Origin of the sequence: Pseudorhodoferax aquiterrae (genome assembly GCF_014652235.1) — a bacterium.
GTDB classification, from domain to species: domain Bacteria; phylum Pseudomonadota; class Gammaproteobacteria; order Burkholderiales; family Burkholderiaceae_C; genus Pseudorhodoferax; species Pseudorhodoferax aquiterrae.
In genome coordinates, this window is record NZ_BMYK01000001.1 from 344,136 (window position 1) to 358,803 (window position 14,668).

Here is a 14,668-nt window from a genome sequence, read left to right on the forward strand (position 1 = left end):
GATGCAGGCTTCGACCTTCGCGGGCGCCCATCCCCGGCGCGACGCCCTCGTGCTGCTGCTGGTCATGGGCGCGGCCCTGCTGGCACCGGCCTTCCTCAACCGCGGCCTGGTGTTCATCGCCGGCATGGTCTGGATCAACGCCGTGTTCGGCCTGGCCTTCAACCTGCTGTTCGGCCTGTCGGGCGTGCTGAGCTTCGGCCAGGCCATGTTCTTCGCGGCCGGCGCCTATGCCACGGCGCTGCTGACGCAGGGCAGCGGGCTGCCGTTCCTGCTGGTGCTGCCGCTGTCGGCGCTGGTCGGCGCGGTGCTGGCGGCGGCCGTGGGCGTGGTGGCCTTGCGGCGCAGCGAGGGCGTGTACTTCGCCATCCTGACGCTGGCCTTCGCCGAACTGCTGCACCTCTTGATCGCCAACACCGGTGCGCTGGGCCGCAACGACGGGCTGGCCGGCCTGGCGCGGCCGGTGCTCGCGCTGGGCGGCTGGCGCATCGACCTGGCGGCCGGCGACAACTTCTACTACTGCATCGTGGCCATCTGCGGCGGGCTCATCGCCTTTGTGCGCTGGCTCATCGGCACGTCCTTCGGGCGGGCATTGCAGGCCGTCAAGCAGGATCCCGAGCGCGCCGAGTTCCTGGGCATTCCGGTGCGCCGGCACCGGCTGGCCATCTTCGTGCTGGCGGGCGCCGTCACGGCCACGGCCGGTGCGCTGGTCGCGCCCTGGGCGCAGATCGTCACGCCCGAGCTGGCCCATTGGTCCAACTCCACCAACCCCATCCTCTACACGCTGCTGGGTGGCAGCGCCTACTTCTGGGGGCCGGTGCTGGGCGCGTTCGTGCTGTCCTGCGTGTTCTACGTCACGCGCACGCTGGTGGGCCTGTCGGACATGGTCACGGGCCTCTTGCTGCTGGTCGTGGTGGTGGGGCTGCCGGGCGGCATCCTGGGTCTGCTGGCGCGGCTCACGCAGCGGGGAGACAGGCGATGAGCACCTTGCTTCAGGCCACCACGCTGGACAAGTCCTACGGCCCGATCCGCGTGCTGCGCGGCGTGAGCCTGGACATCGCCGCGGGCGAATCCCATGTGGTCATCGGCCCCAACGGCGCCGGCAAGACCACGCTGTTCAAGGTGCTCACGGGTGAGCTGTATGCCGACCGCGGCCAGGTGCTGTTCCAGGGCGCGGACCTCACGCGCATGCCGGCACACCAGCGCGTGCACCGTGGCTTCGGCCGCACCTTCCAGGTGGCCAAGGTGTTCACCAAACTCAGCGTGCAGGACAACCTGCGCGTGGCGCTGGAGGCTGGCGCGCGCCGCGGCAACCCCTTCGGCCGCGTGCCGGCCGCGCGCGCCGCAGCCTTCGACGCGGCCATCGCCGCGTTGCTGGACGACACCGGCTTCACCGCCCAACGCGAGGCCGTGGCCGGCACGCTGGCCTACGGCGACCGCAAGCGGCTGGAGCTGGCCATGGTGCTGGCGCTGGAGCCGGCCGTGCTGTTCCTGGACGAACCCACGGCCGGTATGTCGGCGGCCGAGCGCCAGGCTTCGGTGCGGCTGCTGCAAGAGGTCAAGCGCCGGCGCGGCCTGGCCATGCTCATGACCGAGCACGACATGGAGGTCGTGTTCGGCCTGGCCGACCGCATCTCGGTGCTGCACCACGGCGAGCTGATCGCCTCGGGCAGCCCCGAGGAGATTCGCGCCGACGCGCGCGTGCAGGAGGTCTATCTGGGTGACGAAGGGGCTGGCCATGCTTGAGGTGCGCGACCTGCATGCGCAGTACGGCGACAGCCGCGTGCTGTTCGGCATCGACCTGTCCGTGCCCACGCGTGGCGGCGTGGCGCTGCTGGGCCGCAACGGCGCCGGCAAGTCCACGCTCATGAAGTCGCTGCTGGATGCCGGCCCGCAGGCGCGCGGCGAGGTGCGGCTGAACGGCCAGCAGCTGGCCGGCCTGCCGACCGAGGCGCGGGCGCGCCTGGGCCTGGCCCTGGTGCCCGAGGACCGGCGCATCTTCACCACGCTGACGGTGCGGCAGAACCTGGAGCTGGCCTGGCATGCGGCCGGCAAGGACCGCCCGCGCATGCAGGTGGCCGAGGTCGTGGCCCTGTTCCCCTTGCTCGCGACCTTGCTGGACCGGCTGGGCTACCAGCTCTCGGGCGGGCAGCAGCAGCTGGTGGCGGTGGCGCGCGGCCTCATGGCCTCGCCCCGGCTGCTGATGCTGGACGAGCCAGCCGAGGGCCTGGCGCCCAAGGTCGCGCACGACCTGGCGCGCGAGGTGCGCGCCGCGCGCGACAAGCTGGGCCTGACCGTGCTGGTGGCCGAGCAGAGCATCGCCTACGCGCGCCAGTGCACGGAGCACGTCTACCTGCTGGACAGCGGCACGCTGGTCTTTTCGGGCGACTGGGCGGCCTTCGATGCGAACCCCGAACTGAAGACCCGCTACCTCGCGGTGTAGGAGAACCAGATGCGACGAGACATCAGCGGCTGGAACGTGCGTTGGGACGAGGCCGATGCGCAGCGATGGGTGGCCGAAGGCAAATGGCTGAACCGCACGCTGGCCGACGCCGTGCGCGAGGCTGCCCGCGACCAGCCCCAGCGCGTGACCCAGGTCTGCGGCGGGCGCGGCGTGACGGCCGGCGAAATCTGGGAGGGCGCGACGCGGCTGGCCGGCGCGCTGCAGGGCCATGGGCTGCAAGCCGGCGACGTGGTCGCCTTCCAGACGCCGAACTGGCACGAGGCCGCCTTCATCGACGTGGCCTGCTGCCTGCTGGGCCTGGTGGTCTGCCCCATCGTGACGATCTACCGCGACCGCGAGGTCGAGCTGATCCTCTCGGACAGCCGGGCCAAGGCCATCTTCATCGCCGAGAACTTTCGGGGTCACGACTTCTCCGCCATGCTGGCGCGCATCGCGCCCAACGTGCCGAGCCTGCAGCATGTGTGGACAGTGCGCGGTGCGTCCGGCACAGGGCGTGATCTGCGCGACCTGATCGCCGGTGCTGCACCGCTGGCTACAGCACCGGAGGTGTCGCCGGACACGGTCAAGCTCGTGCTCTACACCTCGGGCACGACAGGGAGGCCCAAGGCCGTTCTGCACTCGCACAACTCCCTGATCCGCGCCACGCTGATGTGCGCGCAGCACTGGGGCATCCGGCCCGGCGACACCACGCTGATGCCTTCGCCGGTCACGCATGTCACGGGCTTCAGCCACGGCCTGGAGATGCCGTTCTACGGCGGCACGCGCTGCGTGCTCATGGAGAAGTGGGACGCGGCCCAGGCGGCGGACACCATCGACCGCGAGCAGGTGGTCTTCACGATCGGCGCCACGCCCTTCCTGCAGGAACTCATGGACGTGGCCGAGGCGCAGCAGCGCACCTTGCCCTCGCTGCGCCTGTTCCCCTGCGGCGGCGCGGCGGTGGCACCCGAGACCATCTACCGCGTGCCGCGCGTGCTGCCCCACTGCCGCGCGTTCCGCGTCTACGGTTCCAGCGAGGCGCCGATGATCACCATGGGCTGGTGCGCGCCGGGCCAGGAGAAGCTGGCGGCCGAGACGGACGGCGAGATCGTCGACTACGAGGTGCGCGTGGTCGATGCCGACGGTCGGCTGGCCGCGCCGGGGCAGGAGGGCGAGATCTGCGCGCGCGGCCCGGCGCTGTTCCTGGGCTATGCGGACGCCGGCCACACGGCCGAGGCCTTCGACGCCGACGGCTTCTTCCACACCGGCGACATCGGCTACGTGCAGGACGGGGCCGTGGTCTTCACGGGCCGCATCAAGGATCTCATCAACCGCGGCGGCGAGAAGATCAGCGCCAAGGAGGTCGAGGACCTGCTGCACCAGCACCCTGCCGTGCAGGCCGCCGCCGTGGTCGCGATGCCGCATGCGCGGTTGGGCGAGACCGTCTGCGCCTACGTCATCGCGCGGCCCGGCGCCACGGTGGACGCCGCCGGCATCAATGCGCTGCTGGACGCGGCCAGCGTCGCGCGCCAGAAGTATCCCGAGCGCTACTTCTTCGTCGACGCCTTCCCGAGCACGGCCTCGGGCAAGGTCAAGAAGGACCTGCTGCGCAAGGATGCGCTGGAGCGCTGCAAGCGCTGATTTGCCTCAACCACAGGAGACATGATGCACCGCAGAACCTTCACCGCGCTGGCCTTGGCTGCGGCGCTGGCCGCCGCCCCCGCGCTGGCCCAGGACAGCTGGCCGCAGCGCCCGATCCGCCTGGTCGTTGGCTTCACGCCTGGCGGCTCGACCGACCTGGCGGCCCGCATCGTGGCCCAGGCGCTGGGCGAGCGCCTGGGCAAGCCCGTGGTGGTGGAGAACAAGCCCGGCGCCAGCGGCAACATCGCGACCGAGTTCGTGGCCAAGTCCGCGTCCGACGGCTACACGCTGATGCTGTGCACCATCCCCACGCATGCGATCAACCCGCACCTCTACAAGAACCTGCCTTACGACCACCTCAAGGACTTCGCGCCGGTCTCGCTGGTGGCCATGCTGCCCAACATCGTCGCCGTCAACCCGCAGGTGCCGGCCCACAACCTCCAGGAACTCGTGGCGCTGGCCAAGAAGGACCCCGGCAAGTACCAGTTCGCCGCCGTGCCGGGCGGCTCGCCGCACCTGACGGCCGAGGTCTTCAAGGACACGGCCGGCATCCAGCTGCAGCTGGTGCCCTACAAGGGCGCGAGCCCCGCCATCACCGACGTGATCGCCGGCCATGTGCCCATGGTGTTCGAGAACGTGGCGCCGACCATGGCCTTCGTCCAGAGCGGCAAGCTGCGGCCCATCGCCGTGACCTCGCCGACACGGCTGCCGGGCCTGGAGTCCGTGCCCACGGTGGCCGAGTCGGGCTACCCGGGCTTCGCGGTGGAGGGCTGGAGCGGCGTCGTGGCGCCGGCCGGCACGCCGGTCGCGGTGCTGGACCGGCTCAACACCGAGCTGCGCGCCGTGCTGGCCCAGCCCGAGGTGCAGGCGCGCTTCGTGCAGCTGAACCTGCGCGCGCGGCCCAGTTCGCGCGAGGAGTTCGGCAGCTTCATGCGCGAGCAGACCGATTTCTGGGGCAGGCTCATCGCGCGCATCGGCCTCAAGCTGGACTGAGGCATGTCGCGCATTCCCGCCCTGGCCCCGGAGTCCCTTCCGCCCGCGCTGCAGGCCCTGTTGGCCACGCGGCCGGCCTACAACGTCTACCGCGTGCTGGCCCATGCGCCCACGGTGCTGCCCGGCTTCCTGCAGATGGCGGGCGCCCTGCTGACGCAGGGCGAGCTCGATCCGCAGCTGCGCGAGCTGGTGGTCCTGCGCGTGGGCGCGCATTGCAGGTCGGCCTACGAGATCCACCAGCACCTGCGCCTCGCGCGCCATGTGGGTGTCAGCGAGGCGCGCATCGACAAGGCGCTGCGGCTGGACGGGCCTGCCGCGGCCAGCACGCTGGAGGATCGGCTCCTGGCCTTCACCGACCAGGTGGTGCTGCAGGTCAAGGCCGATGCCGCGCTGTTCGGGGCCCTGCAGGCCGAGCTGTCGCCGCGCGCGCTGGTCGAGCTGCTGATGACGATCGGCACCTACATGATGGTCTCGCGCGTGCTGGAGAACCTGGAGGTCGAGATCGAGCGCGACGGCGTGGACATCGCTGGCCGCTACGGCGCGCAAGCCGATGGCCGCTGACCGGCGAAGCGCGTCCGAAGGCCACGCCGGCTTCGGTAGCATCGCCGCATGCCACTGCCGCCGTTCACCGCGCTGATCCACCACGCCGCGCCGCTGGAAGATGGCGTCGCGGCCGAGCGCGGCTGGGCCCAGGCCGTGGCCGAGGGTGCCGCCCCGCAAGCCCACTTGTGGCAGGGCGCACCGGGATGGTCCGTGCCGGCCAGCTACGCACGTGCGCCCGGTTGGGCGGCCTGGCAGGCGCGCTGCGCTGCGGCTGGTACCCCCGTGCACGTGCGTTCTTCCGGCGGCGGCCTGGTGCCGCACGGCCCGGGCCTGTGGAACCTGAGCCTGCTGTGGCGCACGGTCAAGGGCGCGCCGGTGCAGGCCGATGCGGTTTACCGCGCGCTCTGCGATGGGCTGGTCCGCGCGCTGGCCGTGCTCGGTGTGGCGGCTTCGGCGCAGCCCGTGGAAGGTGCGTTCTGCGATGGCCGCTACAACCTGGCTGCGCACGGCCGCAAGCTGGTCGGCACGGCCCAGGCCTGGCGCCACGTGGCCGGCGCACCCGTGGTGCTGGCCCATGCGGTCATCGTGCTCGATGCCGACCCGGTGGCGCTGACGGCCGCCACCAACGCCTTCGAGCAAGGCCTGGGCCAGGCCCGCCGCTACCGTGTGGAGGCGCTGACCAGCGTCGCTGCGGAGGCGCTGCGCGCCGGCCAGCCGCCCGGCGACTGGGCGCAGCGGCTGGCGCAGGCGCTGCGCCAGGACGGCCTCCTGATCCCCTGAACAACCCACCAAGGAAACAACCATGGTCCTGCTTGAATTCCAGATGTCGCCGCGCGCCGAGGGCGACAGCGTGAGCGCCTATGTGGCGCAAATCATCGACATCATCGACAGGAGCGGCGTGCCCTACCAGCTCACGCCCATGGGCACCATCCTCGAAGGCGAGTGGGACCAGACCTTCGCCGTCGTGAAGGCCTGCTTCGACCATCTGCGCGCGGTGGGCTGCACGCGCATCGGCCTGCACCTCAAGGTGGACTGGCGCGAAGGCCCGGCCGGCCGCCTGCAGGCCAAGACGGCCAAGGTAGAGCAGTTGCTGGGCCGCAAGCTGCACACCTGAATCGGGCAGGGCGCGCTTGCCTGTTTTGCGGGCACGGCGTCGCAGGCCGCGCCAGGCAAGGGTTTCGTCGGATTCCACGGTGCTTGTCCACAGCCTTGCCCACGGCATCCAGGGACAAGTCGATCGCCCAGAAATGCAAAAACCGCCCGAAGGCGGTTCGTTCCACGGCGTGAGCCGGGACTGGGTTCAGACTTCGCCGCCCACTTGCTGTCCATGGCGCACGGCGTACACGGCTTCGGCGCGCACGGCGTCGCGGCTCAGCGTGCTCTTGGCGGTGGCCACGGCACCGGTGTCGGCGCCTTCGCCGTACTCGGGCAGCGTGCCGTTGCGTTCGGCCTGCAGGTAATCGGCGCGCACGGCCTCGCGGGTCAGGCTGCTCTTGGCACTGCTCACTTGCGGCACGTAGCCCACTTCACCGCTGATGTTGTCACCGGCAAAGCTGGGGGCGGCGGCGAAAGCGGCGGCAGCGACGAGGGCGGAGGCGATGAACTTGTTCATGATGGATTCCTTTCGAGACGGTGGATGCAACTTCCCATTCGGCGTGGCCAGACCCCATGTCTGCCGCGTCTCGATGAGTCGTCTTGCATGCGTCTCATCGATGGGTTGAATTGTGGAATCCGCGTCTCGAAAGAAAAACCGGCGCGTGGGCAATGCATCGTTTCCGCGCGCTGAACAATCCTGCGCTGCCGGATGACTTACTCGATGTTCTGCACCTGCTCGCGCATCTGCTCGATCAGCACCTTCATGTCCACCGAGATGCGCGTGAGCTCCAGCGCGGCGGACTTGGAGCCCAGCGTGTTGGCCTCGCGGTGCAGTTCCTGGATCAGGAAATCGAGGCGCTTGCCGAGTTCGCCGCCCTTCTTGAGCAGGCGCTCGATCTCGTCCAGGTGCGAGTCCAGCCGCGTGATCTCCTCGGCCACGTCGATGCGGATCGCGAAGGCCGTCGCTTCCGTCAGCGCGCGGTCCTGCGCGGCCTCGGGCAGGGTGGCGCCGTCGGCCAGCGCCATGGCCTCCTTCCAGCGGTCCAGGAAGCGCTGGCGCTGCTGCTCCACGAATTGCGGCACCAGCGGCAGGGCCTGCGCCGCCAGCGCGCGCAGCTGGCCCAGGCGCTCGTGGAGCATGGCCGCCAGGCGTGCGCCTTCGCGCTGGCGCGCGGCCAGCAGTTCCTTGACGACCTTCTCGGCCAGCGGCAGCAACTCTTCGTCGAGCTCGCCCACGCCGTGCTGTTCGGCCGAGGACAGCCGGATCACCTCGGCCACCGACAGCGGCGTGGCGGTCGGCAACCAGGAGCGCACCTGGTCCTGCACGCTGTTGAGACGCTGCAGCAGGCGCGGCGTGGGCTCGGGCACGCTGCCCGTGTCGATGCTGTCGATGGATGCGCGCAGCTCGACCTTGCCGCGCTTGAGCTTGGCCGTCAGCAGCTCGCGCAGCGCAGGCTCCTGCTGGCGCAACTCGTCGGGCAGGCGGAAGGCGAGGTCGAGGAAGCGGCTGTTGACGGCACGGATCTCGATGCCCAGGCGGCGCGACGGCTGCACTTTCGCGTCGGTTTCCGCGGGGTTACTGGCGCCACTTTGCTGGGCGCTTGCGTAACCGGTCATGCTGTAGACTGGCATGAGAAGGTTTCTGGTCGTTGCAAAGGCCAGAGAATAACGGCTTCCACCCTCCGCGACGATTGCAGCCCTTTCCATGACCAAGAGCAAGCCGGCGCCGTTGCGGCCCGAGACCGTCATCGGTGGCTACCGCGTCGTGCGCAGACTTTCCTCTGGCGGTTTCGGCATGGTCTATTTGGCCATCGATGGCGAAGGCAACCAGGTGGCGGTCAAGGAATACCTGCCGTCCTCGCTGGCTTCGCGCGAACCGGGCCAGACGCTGCCCGTGGTGCCGTCCGAGAAACTCTCGCTGTACCGCCTGGGGCTCAAGAGCTTCTTCGAGGAAGGTCGCTCGCTCGCGCAGATCGCCCACCCCTCGGTGGTCAGCGTGCTGAACTTCTTCCGCGAGAACGAGACCGTCTACATGGTCATGAACTACCTGGAGGGCGCGACCCTGCAGGACTTCATCATCACCTCGCGCGAACTCAAGCGGCCCAAGGTGTTCCGCGAGTCGACCATCCGCTCGCTGTTCGACGAGGTCCTGCGCGGCCTGCGCATCGTGCACCAGCACAAGATGCTGCACCTGGACATCAAGCCGGCCAACATCTTCATCACCGACGACGACAAGGCCGTGCTGATCGACTTCGGTGCCGCGCGCGAGGTGCTGAACAAGGAAGGCAACTTCATCCGCCCCATGTACACGCCCGGCTTCGCCGCGCCCGAGATGTACCGGCGCGACGCCACCATGGGCCCCTGGACGGACATCTACGCCATCGGCGCCTGCATCTACGCCTGCATGCTGGGCTTTCCGCCGGCCGAGGCGCCGCAGCGGCTCGAGAAAGACCGCATCACGGCCTCGCTCGCGCGGCTGCGCGGCGTGTACTCGGACAACCTGATCGAGGTGGTCGAGTGGTGCATGGCGCTGGACCCGCTGTCGCGGCCGCAGTCGGTGTTCGCGCTGCAGAAGGAGCTCAGCCGCGAGGGCGAACGCCGCTACACCAAGCTGTCCATGGGCGAGAAGATCCGCATGCAGTTCGATACGCTGGTCTCGGATGGCAAGAAGAGTGCAGCCACGCCCCCTGCCGGATCGGTGAGCAAGACCTCGCGATGAGGTTCTCGGTCTTCCAGGTCAGCCGGCGCGGTGGCCGGGCCAAGAACGAGGACCGCATGGGCTACTGTTACACGCGCGAGTCCGGCCTGTTCGTGCTGGCCGACGGCATGGGTGGCCATCCCGAGGGCGAGGCCGCTGCCCAGCTGGCGGTGCAGACGGTCTCGGCGTTGCACCAGCAGCAGGCCACGCCGCAGCTGGCGCGGGCCAGCGACTTTCTCGTGCATGCGCTGCTGGCCTCGCACCGACGCATCCTGCGCTACGGCGAGGAGCGCGGCCTGGCCGACACGCCGCGCACCACGCTGGTGGCGGCTGTGCTGCAAGGCGACAGCCTGACCTGGGTGCATTGCGGCGATTCGCGCCTGTACCTGGTGCGCGGCGGCGCGCTGCTGGCGCGCACGCGCGACCATTCCTACCTCGAACAGATGTCGCCCGACATGGCGCGCGCAGGCCGGGTCAGCCGCAACGTGCTTTACACCTGCCTGGGCTCGCCCGTGGCGCCCGAGTACGAGCTGACCGGCCCGGTGGCGCTGCAGCGCGGCGACAAGATCCTGCTGTGCTCGGACGGCCTGTGGTCCAGCGTGAGCGACGAGCGCATCGTCGAGCAGCTGGGCGCCATGCCCGTGGCGCAGGCCGTGCCGGAACTCGTGGAGCAGGCGCTGCGCGCGGCAGGGGATAGCAGCGACAACGTGACCGCGCTGGCGCTGGAATGGCGCTCGGCCGATGCCTTCGCTTCCACGCGCGGCCAGGCACCCGATGCATTCGCCGCCACCGTGCAGGGGATGGATCCGAAGGCCGCCGTGCCCGAGCTGGACGAAGCCGCCATCGACCGCTCCATCGCCGAGATCAACGACGCCATCCGCCGCACGGCCGCGCGCCGGATTTGACCTGCGCCGGGCGCAGGCTTCGCGCTTGGCGACAATCGCCCCATGACTGAATTTGCAAGAACCGGCGGCCGCGCTGCCGACCAGCTGCGCCCGGTGCGCATCACCCGCGGCTTCACCATCCACGCCGAGGGTTCGGTGCTGATCGAGTTCGGCCAGACGCGCGTGCTGTGCACCGCCTCGGTCGAGGAAAAGGTGCCGCCGCACCAGAAGGGCAGCGGCGAGGGCTGGGTCACCGCCGAATACGGCATGCTGCCGCGCGCCACCCACACGCGCGGCAGCCGCGAGGCCGCCAAGGGCAAGCAGAGCGGCCGCACGCAGGAGATCCAGCGCTTGATCGGCCGCTCCCTGCGCGCCGTGTTCGACCTCAAGCGACTGGGCGAGCGCACCATCCACCTGGATTGCGATGTGCTGCAGGCCGACGGCGGCACGCGCACCGCTGCCATCACGGGCGCCTTCGTGGCCGCGCAGGACGCGGTCAACAAGCTGCTGGCCGAGGGCAAGCTCGCCGCCTCGCCCATCGTGCACCCGGTCGCCGCGGTGTCGGTCGGCATCGTCCAGGGCACGCCGCTGCTGGACCTCGAGTACGTCGAAGATGCTGCCTGCGACACCGACATGAACGTGGTCATGACCGGTGCCGGCCACTTCGTCGAGGTGCAGGGTACGGCCGAAGGCGCGGCCTTCACGCGTGCCGAGATGGACCAGCTGCTGCAGCTGGCCGACAAAGGCATCCAGGAACTCATCGCGCTGCAGCTGCAGGCGCTGGCGGGCTGAGGACGGGCATGGACCTGGTCCTCGCTTCCAACAACCAGGGCAAGCTGGCCGAGCTGCAGGCCTTGTTCGCGCCGCTGGATGTGCGCCTCGTGGCCCAGGGCGAACTGGGCGTGCCCGAGGCCGAGGAGCCTTACCGCACCTTCGTCGAGAACGCGCTGACCAAGGCCCGCAACGCCGCGCGCCACACGGGCCTTGCCGCGGTGGCCGACGACGCCGGCCTGTGCGTCGATGCCTTCGGCGGCCTGCCCGGCGTGGACACGGCCTACTACGCCACGCAGTTCGGCTATGCCAAGGGCGACGACAACAACGTGCGCGCGCTGCTCGAGCAGATGCGCGGCGTGCAGAACCGCCGCGCCGCGCTGGTCAGCACGCTGGTGGCCGTGCGCAGCCCGGAGGATCCCGAGCCGCTGATCGCGGTCGGCCGCGCGGTCGGCCGCATCACCGAGGCGCCGGTGGGCGAGGGCGGTTTCGGCTTCGACCCCGTGATGTGGATAGCGGCCTTCGGCAAGACCTTCGCCGAGCTGCCGGCCGAGGTCAAGAACGCCCACAGCCACCGCGGCCAGGCCGCGCGCGAGATGCTGCGGCTCATGCGCGAGCGCTGGTTCTAGATGTCCGGCCAGGCTCCCCGCGCGCTGACGGAGTACATGCGGCCCGGCCTGCTGCAGCTGCAGGCCCAGCCGCCGCTCGCGCTGTACCTGCATTTGCCCTGGTGCATCCGCAAGTGCCCCTACTGCGACTTCAACTCGCACGCCGTGCGCGGCGACGAGGCCGTGGTGCGCTGGGCCGGTGCCGATGCGCCGGCCGTGACGCAGGTGGCTGCGCCCGCCGAGCTGCCCGAGCAGCGCTACATCGACGCGCTGATCGCCGACCTCGAAGTCGCGCTGCCGCTGGTCTGGGGCCGCACCGTGCACAGTGTCTTCATCGGCGGCGGCACGCCCAGCCTGTTCTCGCCCCAGGCCATCGACAGGCTGCTGGGCGACGTGCGTGCGCGGCTGCGGCTGGAGGCCGACTGCGAGATCACGCTGGAGGCCAACCCCGGCACCTTCGAGAAGGACCGCTTCCGCGCCTACCGCGCGGCCGGTGTCACGCGGCTGTCGGTCGGTGTGCAGAGCTTCGACGACGGCCTGCTGCAGGCCGTGGGTCGCGTGCACGACCGCCGCCAGGCCATCGCCGCGCTGGAAGAGGCGGCCCAGGCCTTCGACACCTTCAACCTGGACCTCATGTATGCGCTGCCGGGCCAGACGCCCGCGATGCTGGCGCAGGACCTCGCCACCGCGCTTGCGCTGGCGCCGCCGCACCTGTCGGTCTACCACCTGACCATCGAGCCCAACACCTTCTTCGCCAAGCACCCGCCGGTCCTGCCCGAAGACGATGTCGCGTACGGCATGCTGGACCAGATCACCGAGGCGACGGGCCGGGCGGGCCTGGAGCGCTACGAGGTCTCGGCCTATGCGCGCCCCCGGCACCGCTGCGTGCACAACCTCAACTACTGGCAGTTCGGCGACTACCTCGGCATCGGCGCGGGCGCCCACAGCAAGCTCAGCTTCGCGCACCGCGTGGTGCGCCAGGTGCGGCTGCGCGAGCCGGGGCTCTACATGGCGCAGGCCCTGGCCGGCGCCGCGCTGGCGCAGGACGAGGACGTGCGCCGCGCCGACCTGCCGTTCGAGTTCATGCTCAATGCGCTGCGCTTGCGCGAGGGCTTCGCCTTGCAGGACTTCACCGAGCGCACGGGCCTGCCGCTCTCGGCCATTGCGGCCGGCCTGGCCGAGGGCGAACGCCGCGGCCTGCTGCTGCGCGACGCAGCGCGCGTGCGGCCGACCGAGAAGGGCTTCGACTTCCTGAGCGACCTGCAGGAGATCTTCCTGGCCGGCGCTTAGCGCCTTTTCATCCCACTTCACCGGAGCGACCCATGGATCTGCAATTGACGGGCCAGCATGTCTTGATCACGGGCGGCAGCAAGGGCATCGGCCTGGCCTGCGCCCAGGCCTTCCTGCGCGAGGGCGCGCGCGTGAGCCTGGTCTCGCGCGATGCCGGCAACCTGGAGCGCGCCGCGATGGCCTTGCGCGCCGATTTCGCCGACGCCGGCACGCGCGTGCAAACCCACGCGGCCGACCTGCGCGATGCGGCCGCGGCGCTGGCCGCGGTCGATGCCGTCGAACAGCAGGCCGGCGCCGTGCAGGTGCTCGTGAACTCGGCCGGCGCGGCCAAGCGCACGCCCCCGGACGAGCTCACGCCGCAGGCCTGGCACGACGCGATGGACGCCAAGTACTTCAGCTACATCCACGTGCTGGACCCGCTGGTCAAGCGCATGGCCGAGCGCGGCGGCGGCGCCATCGTCAACGTCATCGGCGCGGGCGGCAAGGTGGCCAGCCCCATCCACATGCCCGGTGGTGCGGCCAATGCGGCGCTGATGCTGGCCTCGGCCGGCATGGCCGCGGCCTACGCGGCCAAGGGCGTGCGGGTGAACGCGGTGAACCCGGGGCTCACGCTGACCGAGCGGCTCAAGGAAGGCTTGGCGGCCGATGCACGGCTGCAGGGCATCGAAGCGGAGGAGGCCTTGCGCCGCGCCACCGCGCGGCTGCCGCTGGGCCGCATCGCCGAGCCGGCCGAGATCGCCGACGCCGTGCTGTTCCTGGCCTCGGCCCGCGCGAGCTACATCACGGGCGCGATCCTGGCCATGGACGGCGCCGTGACGCCGATGATCTGATCAGTGCCGTGCGCGCCGCAGCGCGGAGACGCGGTCGGCGATGACGGCCGTGTCGCGCGCCTCGTCGGCGCAGACCAGGTACTTCTCCAGATCGAGGACGGCCTCGTCGGTGTTGCCCAGATCGGCGTGCGTGAGGCCGCGGTCGCGGTACTCGGACCAGGCCTCGGGCAGCAGCACCACGAGCCGGTTCTGCACCGCCAGCAGGCGTTGGGCGTCCGACTGGCTGCGGTGGATTTCCTTGAGGTTGCGCAGCATGCGCGCCAGGATGTCACGCGGCTTGGCCGACTGCAGGTACAGGCCCAGCGGCACGTCGAAGTCCTCGCCGTGCTCGGCCTGTTGCTGCTGCTTGTAGGGCGCCAGGCGCTCGACCAGCTCCTCGCGGCTCAGCGACTGGCCGACGAAGGGGTCGATCACCACCTGCCCCTTCGGCAGGTTGACCTTGACCAGGAAGTGGCCCGGGAAGTTGATGCCGCGCACCTGCAGGTGCAGGCCCTGGGCCAGCTCCATCCAGAGCACGGCCAGCGAGATCGGGATGCCCATGCGCGTGCGCAGCACGGCATTGAGGTAGCTGTTGTCGGGATCGTAGTAGTTGTTGACGTTGCCGCCGAAACCCAGCTCCCGGTAGAAGAACTGGTTCAGCATGCGCAGCCGGTGCAGTGGCGGCGCGTCGGCGGCCAGGCGGCGCTGCAGGCGGGCCTGCAACTGGTCCATGTCGCCCAGCACCTGTTGCACGTCCAGCTCGGGGTACTCGTCCTGGGCCAAGCTGGCGCAGGCCTCGAGCAGCGGGAATTGCTCGTCGCTCTGGACCAGGGCGGTGAAGTACTCGAGCGGGGTCGGGATCGAATAGCGGGGCGGCATCGGTTCTTTGTAATGGACGG

Annotated in this window: 17 protein-coding genes and 1 pseudogene; 15 read left to right on the forward strand and 3 right to left on the reverse strand. The window is 70.3% G+C overall.

The features are described 5' to 3' along the window. Window position 1 precedes the first annotated feature (1 nt). The 9 genes and pseudogenes from IE209_RS01570 (at window position 2) to IE209_RS01605 (ending at window position 6,728) form a co-directional block, all read left to right on the forward strand. Window positions 2-979: a branched-chain amino acid ABC transporter permease gene (locus IE209_RS01570; RefSeq protein ID WP_189685269.1), complete on the forward strand. Its 978-nt coding sequence runs from the start codon at window positions 2-4 to the stop codon at window positions 977-979. Window positions 980-1,044: 65 nt separating this feature from the next. Beyond that, window positions 1,045-1,494, forward strand: a pseudogene (locus tag IE209_RS34415) (ATP-binding cassette domain-containing protein); the annotation flags it as partial. 105 nt (window positions 1,495-1,599) lie between these two features. Then, on the forward strand, window positions 1,600-1,743 hold the full coding sequence (locus IE209_RS34420) for an ABC transporter ATP-binding protein C-terminal domain-containing protein (RefSeq protein ID WP_373305263.1): 144 nt from the start codon (window positions 1,600-1,602) through the stop codon (window positions 1,741-1,743). Continuing rightward, on the forward strand, window positions 1,736-2,440 hold the full coding sequence (locus IE209_RS01580; protein ID WP_189685271.1) for an ABC transporter ATP-binding protein: 705 nt from the start codon (window positions 1,736-1,738) through the stop codon (window positions 2,438-2,440). The genes IE209_RS34420 and IE209_RS01580 overlap by 8 nt, the downstream gene beginning before the upstream one ends. 9 nt (window positions 2,441-2,449) lie before the next feature. Further along, complete coding sequence (locus IE209_RS01585; protein ID WP_189685272.1) at window positions 2,450-4,078, forward strand: AMP-binding protein; 1,629 nt, start codon at window positions 2,450-2,452, stop codon at window positions 4,076-4,078. Between the two features lie 24 nt (window positions 4,079-4,102). Further along, a complete protein-coding gene (locus IE209_RS01590) occupies window positions 4,103-5,071 on the forward strand; it encodes a Bug family tripartite tricarboxylate transporter substrate binding protein (protein ID WP_189685273.1) in 969 nt (322 codons plus the stop codon). A gap of 3 nt (window positions 5,072-5,074) precedes the next feature. Continuing rightward, complete coding sequence (locus IE209_RS01595) at window positions 5,075-5,632, forward strand: carboxymuconolactone decarboxylase family protein (RefSeq protein ID WP_189685274.1); 558 nt, start codon at window positions 5,075-5,077, stop codon at window positions 5,630-5,632. Window positions 5,633-5,680: 48 nt separating this feature from the next. Next, entirely contained in the window at window positions 5,681-6,394 is a 714-nt protein-coding gene (locus tag IE209_RS01600) for a lipoyl protein ligase domain-containing protein (protein WP_189685275.1), read from the forward strand. Between the two features lie 22 nt (window positions 6,395-6,416). Then, window positions 6,417-6,728 carry an MTH1187 family thiamine-binding protein gene (locus IE209_RS01605; protein ID WP_189685276.1) on the forward strand — a complete coding sequence of 104 codons (312 nt, stop codon included), beginning with the start codon at window positions 6,417-6,419 and terminating at the stop codon, window positions 6,726-6,728. Window positions 6,729-6,914: 186 nt separating this feature from the next. Here the strand turns inward: IE209_RS01605 and IE209_RS01610 are convergent, their stop codons facing one another. Beyond that, complete coding sequence (locus IE209_RS01610; protein ID WP_189685277.1) at window positions 6,915-7,226, reverse strand: DUF4148 domain-containing protein; 312 nt, start codon at window positions 7,224-7,226, stop codon at window positions 6,915-6,917. 197 nt (window positions 7,227-7,423) lie between these two features. Then, the gene (locus IE209_RS01615) at window positions 7,424-8,341 is read right to left on the reverse strand and encodes a YicC/YloC family endoribonuclease (RefSeq protein WP_189685278.1); all 918 of its coding nucleotides are present in this window, start codon (window positions 8,339-8,341) and stop codon (window positions 7,424-7,426) included. A 73-nt stretch (window positions 8,342-8,414) separates the two neighbouring features. On the opposite strand from IE209_RS01615, the gene IE209_RS01620 reads away from it, so the two are divergent. Genes IE209_RS01620 through IE209_RS01645 form a run of 6 tightly spaced genes read left to right on the forward strand, consistent with a single transcriptional unit; the run spans window position 8,415 to window position 13,790 of the window. Next, window positions 8,415-9,428: a serine/threonine protein kinase gene (locus tag IE209_RS01620; RefSeq protein WP_189685279.1), complete on the forward strand. Its 1,014-nt coding sequence runs from the start codon at window positions 8,415-8,417 to the stop codon at window positions 9,426-9,428. Further along, complete coding sequence (locus IE209_RS01625; protein WP_189685280.1) at window positions 9,425-10,312, forward strand: PP2C family protein-serine/threonine phosphatase; 888 nt, start codon at window positions 9,425-9,427, stop codon at window positions 10,310-10,312. Before IE209_RS01620 ends, IE209_RS01625 begins: the two co-directional genes overlap by 4 nt. 42 nt (window positions 10,313-10,354) lie before the next feature. Continuing rightward, window positions 10,355-11,083, forward strand: coding sequence for a ribonuclease PH (gene rph, locus IE209_RS01630; RefSeq protein WP_189685281.1), 729 nt, complete (start codon window positions 10,355-10,357; stop codon window positions 11,081-11,083). An 8-nt stretch (window positions 11,084-11,091) separates the two neighbouring features. Then, window positions 11,092-11,691 (forward strand): RdgB/HAM1 family non-canonical purine NTP pyrophosphatase, encoded by a 600-nt coding sequence (gene rdgB / locus IE209_RS01635; RefSeq protein ID WP_189685282.1) that lies wholly within the window; start codon window positions 11,092-11,094, stop codon window positions 11,689-11,691. Then, a complete protein-coding gene (hemW, locus tag IE209_RS01640) occupies window positions 11,692-12,960 on the forward strand; it encodes a radical SAM family heme chaperone HemW (RefSeq protein WP_189685283.1) in 1,269 nt (422 codons plus the stop codon). Window positions 12,961-12,992: 32 nt separating this feature from the next. Continuing rightward, window positions 12,993-13,790, forward strand: coding sequence for an SDR family oxidoreductase (locus tag IE209_RS01645; RefSeq protein ID WP_189685284.1), 798 nt, complete (start codon window positions 12,993-12,995; stop codon window positions 13,788-13,790). Here the strand turns inward: IE209_RS01645 and IE209_RS01650 are convergent, their stop codons facing one another. After that, window positions 13,791-14,648 (reverse strand): SirB1 family protein, encoded by an 858-nt coding sequence (locus tag IE209_RS01650; protein ID WP_189685285.1) that lies wholly within the window; start codon window positions 14,646-14,648, stop codon window positions 13,791-13,793. Window positions 14,649-14,668: the final 20 nt, after the last annotated feature.

What these genes read in the sequence shown, in the direction of transcription:
- IE209_RS01570 (WP_189685269.1), top strand. Translation starts at nt 2, where the DNA reads ATGCAGGCTTCGACCTTCGCGGGCGCCCATCCCCGGCGCGACGCCCTC.
- IE209_RS34420 (WP_373305263.1), top strand. Translation starts at nt 1,600, where the DNA reads ATGGAGGTCGTGTTCGGCCTGGCCGACCGCATCTCGGTGCTGCACCAC.
- IE209_RS01580 (WP_189685271.1), top strand. Translation starts at nt 1,736, where the DNA reads ATGCTTGAGGTGCGCGACCTGCATGCGCAGTACGGCGACAGCCGCGTG.
- IE209_RS01585 (WP_189685272.1), top strand. Translation starts at nt 2,450, where the DNA reads ATGCGACGAGACATCAGCGGCTGGAACGTGCGTTGGGACGAGGCCGAT.
- IE209_RS01590 (WP_189685273.1), top strand. Translation starts at nt 4,103, where the DNA reads ATGCACCGCAGAACCTTCACCGCGCTGGCCTTGGCTGCGGCGCTGGCC.
- IE209_RS01595 (WP_189685274.1), top strand. Translation starts at nt 5,075, where the DNA reads ATGTCGCGCATTCCCGCCCTGGCCCCGGAGTCCCTTCCGCCCGCGCTG.
- IE209_RS01600 (WP_189685275.1), top strand. Translation starts at nt 5,681, where the DNA reads ATGCCACTGCCGCCGTTCACCGCGCTGATCCACCACGCCGCGCCGCTG.
- IE209_RS01605 (WP_189685276.1), top strand. Translation starts at nt 6,417, where the DNA reads ATGGTCCTGCTTGAATTCCAGATGTCGCCGCGCGCCGAGGGCGACAGC.
- IE209_RS01610 (WP_189685277.1), bottom strand. Translation starts at nt 7,226, where the DNA reads ATGAACAAGTTCATCGCCTCCGCCCTCGTCGCTGCCGCCGCTTTCGCC.
- IE209_RS01615 (WP_189685278.1), bottom strand. Translation starts at nt 8,341, where the DNA reads ATGCCAGTCTACAGCATGACCGGTTACGCAAGCGCCCAGCAAAGTGGC.
- IE209_RS01620 (WP_189685279.1), top strand. Translation starts at nt 8,415, where the DNA reads ATGACCAAGAGCAAGCCGGCGCCGTTGCGGCCCGAGACCGTCATCGGT.
- IE209_RS01625 (WP_189685280.1), top strand. Translation starts at nt 9,425, where the DNA reads ATGAGGTTCTCGGTCTTCCAGGTCAGCCGGCGCGGTGGCCGGGCCAAG.
- rph (WP_189685281.1), top strand. Translation starts at nt 10,355, where the DNA reads ATGACTGAATTTGCAAGAACCGGCGGCCGCGCTGCCGACCAGCTGCGC.
- rdgB (WP_189685282.1), top strand. Translation starts at nt 11,092, where the DNA reads ATGGACCTGGTCCTCGCTTCCAACAACCAGGGCAAGCTGGCCGAGCTG.
- hemW (WP_189685283.1), top strand. Translation starts at nt 11,692, where the DNA reads ATGTCCGGCCAGGCTCCCCGCGCGCTGACGGAGTACATGCGGCCCGGC.
- IE209_RS01645 (WP_189685284.1), top strand. Translation starts at nt 12,993, where the DNA reads ATGGATCTGCAATTGACGGGCCAGCATGTCTTGATCACGGGCGGCAGC.
- IE209_RS01650 (WP_189685285.1), bottom strand. Translation starts at nt 14,648, where the DNA reads ATGCCGCCCCGCTATTCGATCCCGACCCCGCTCGAGTACTTCACCGCC.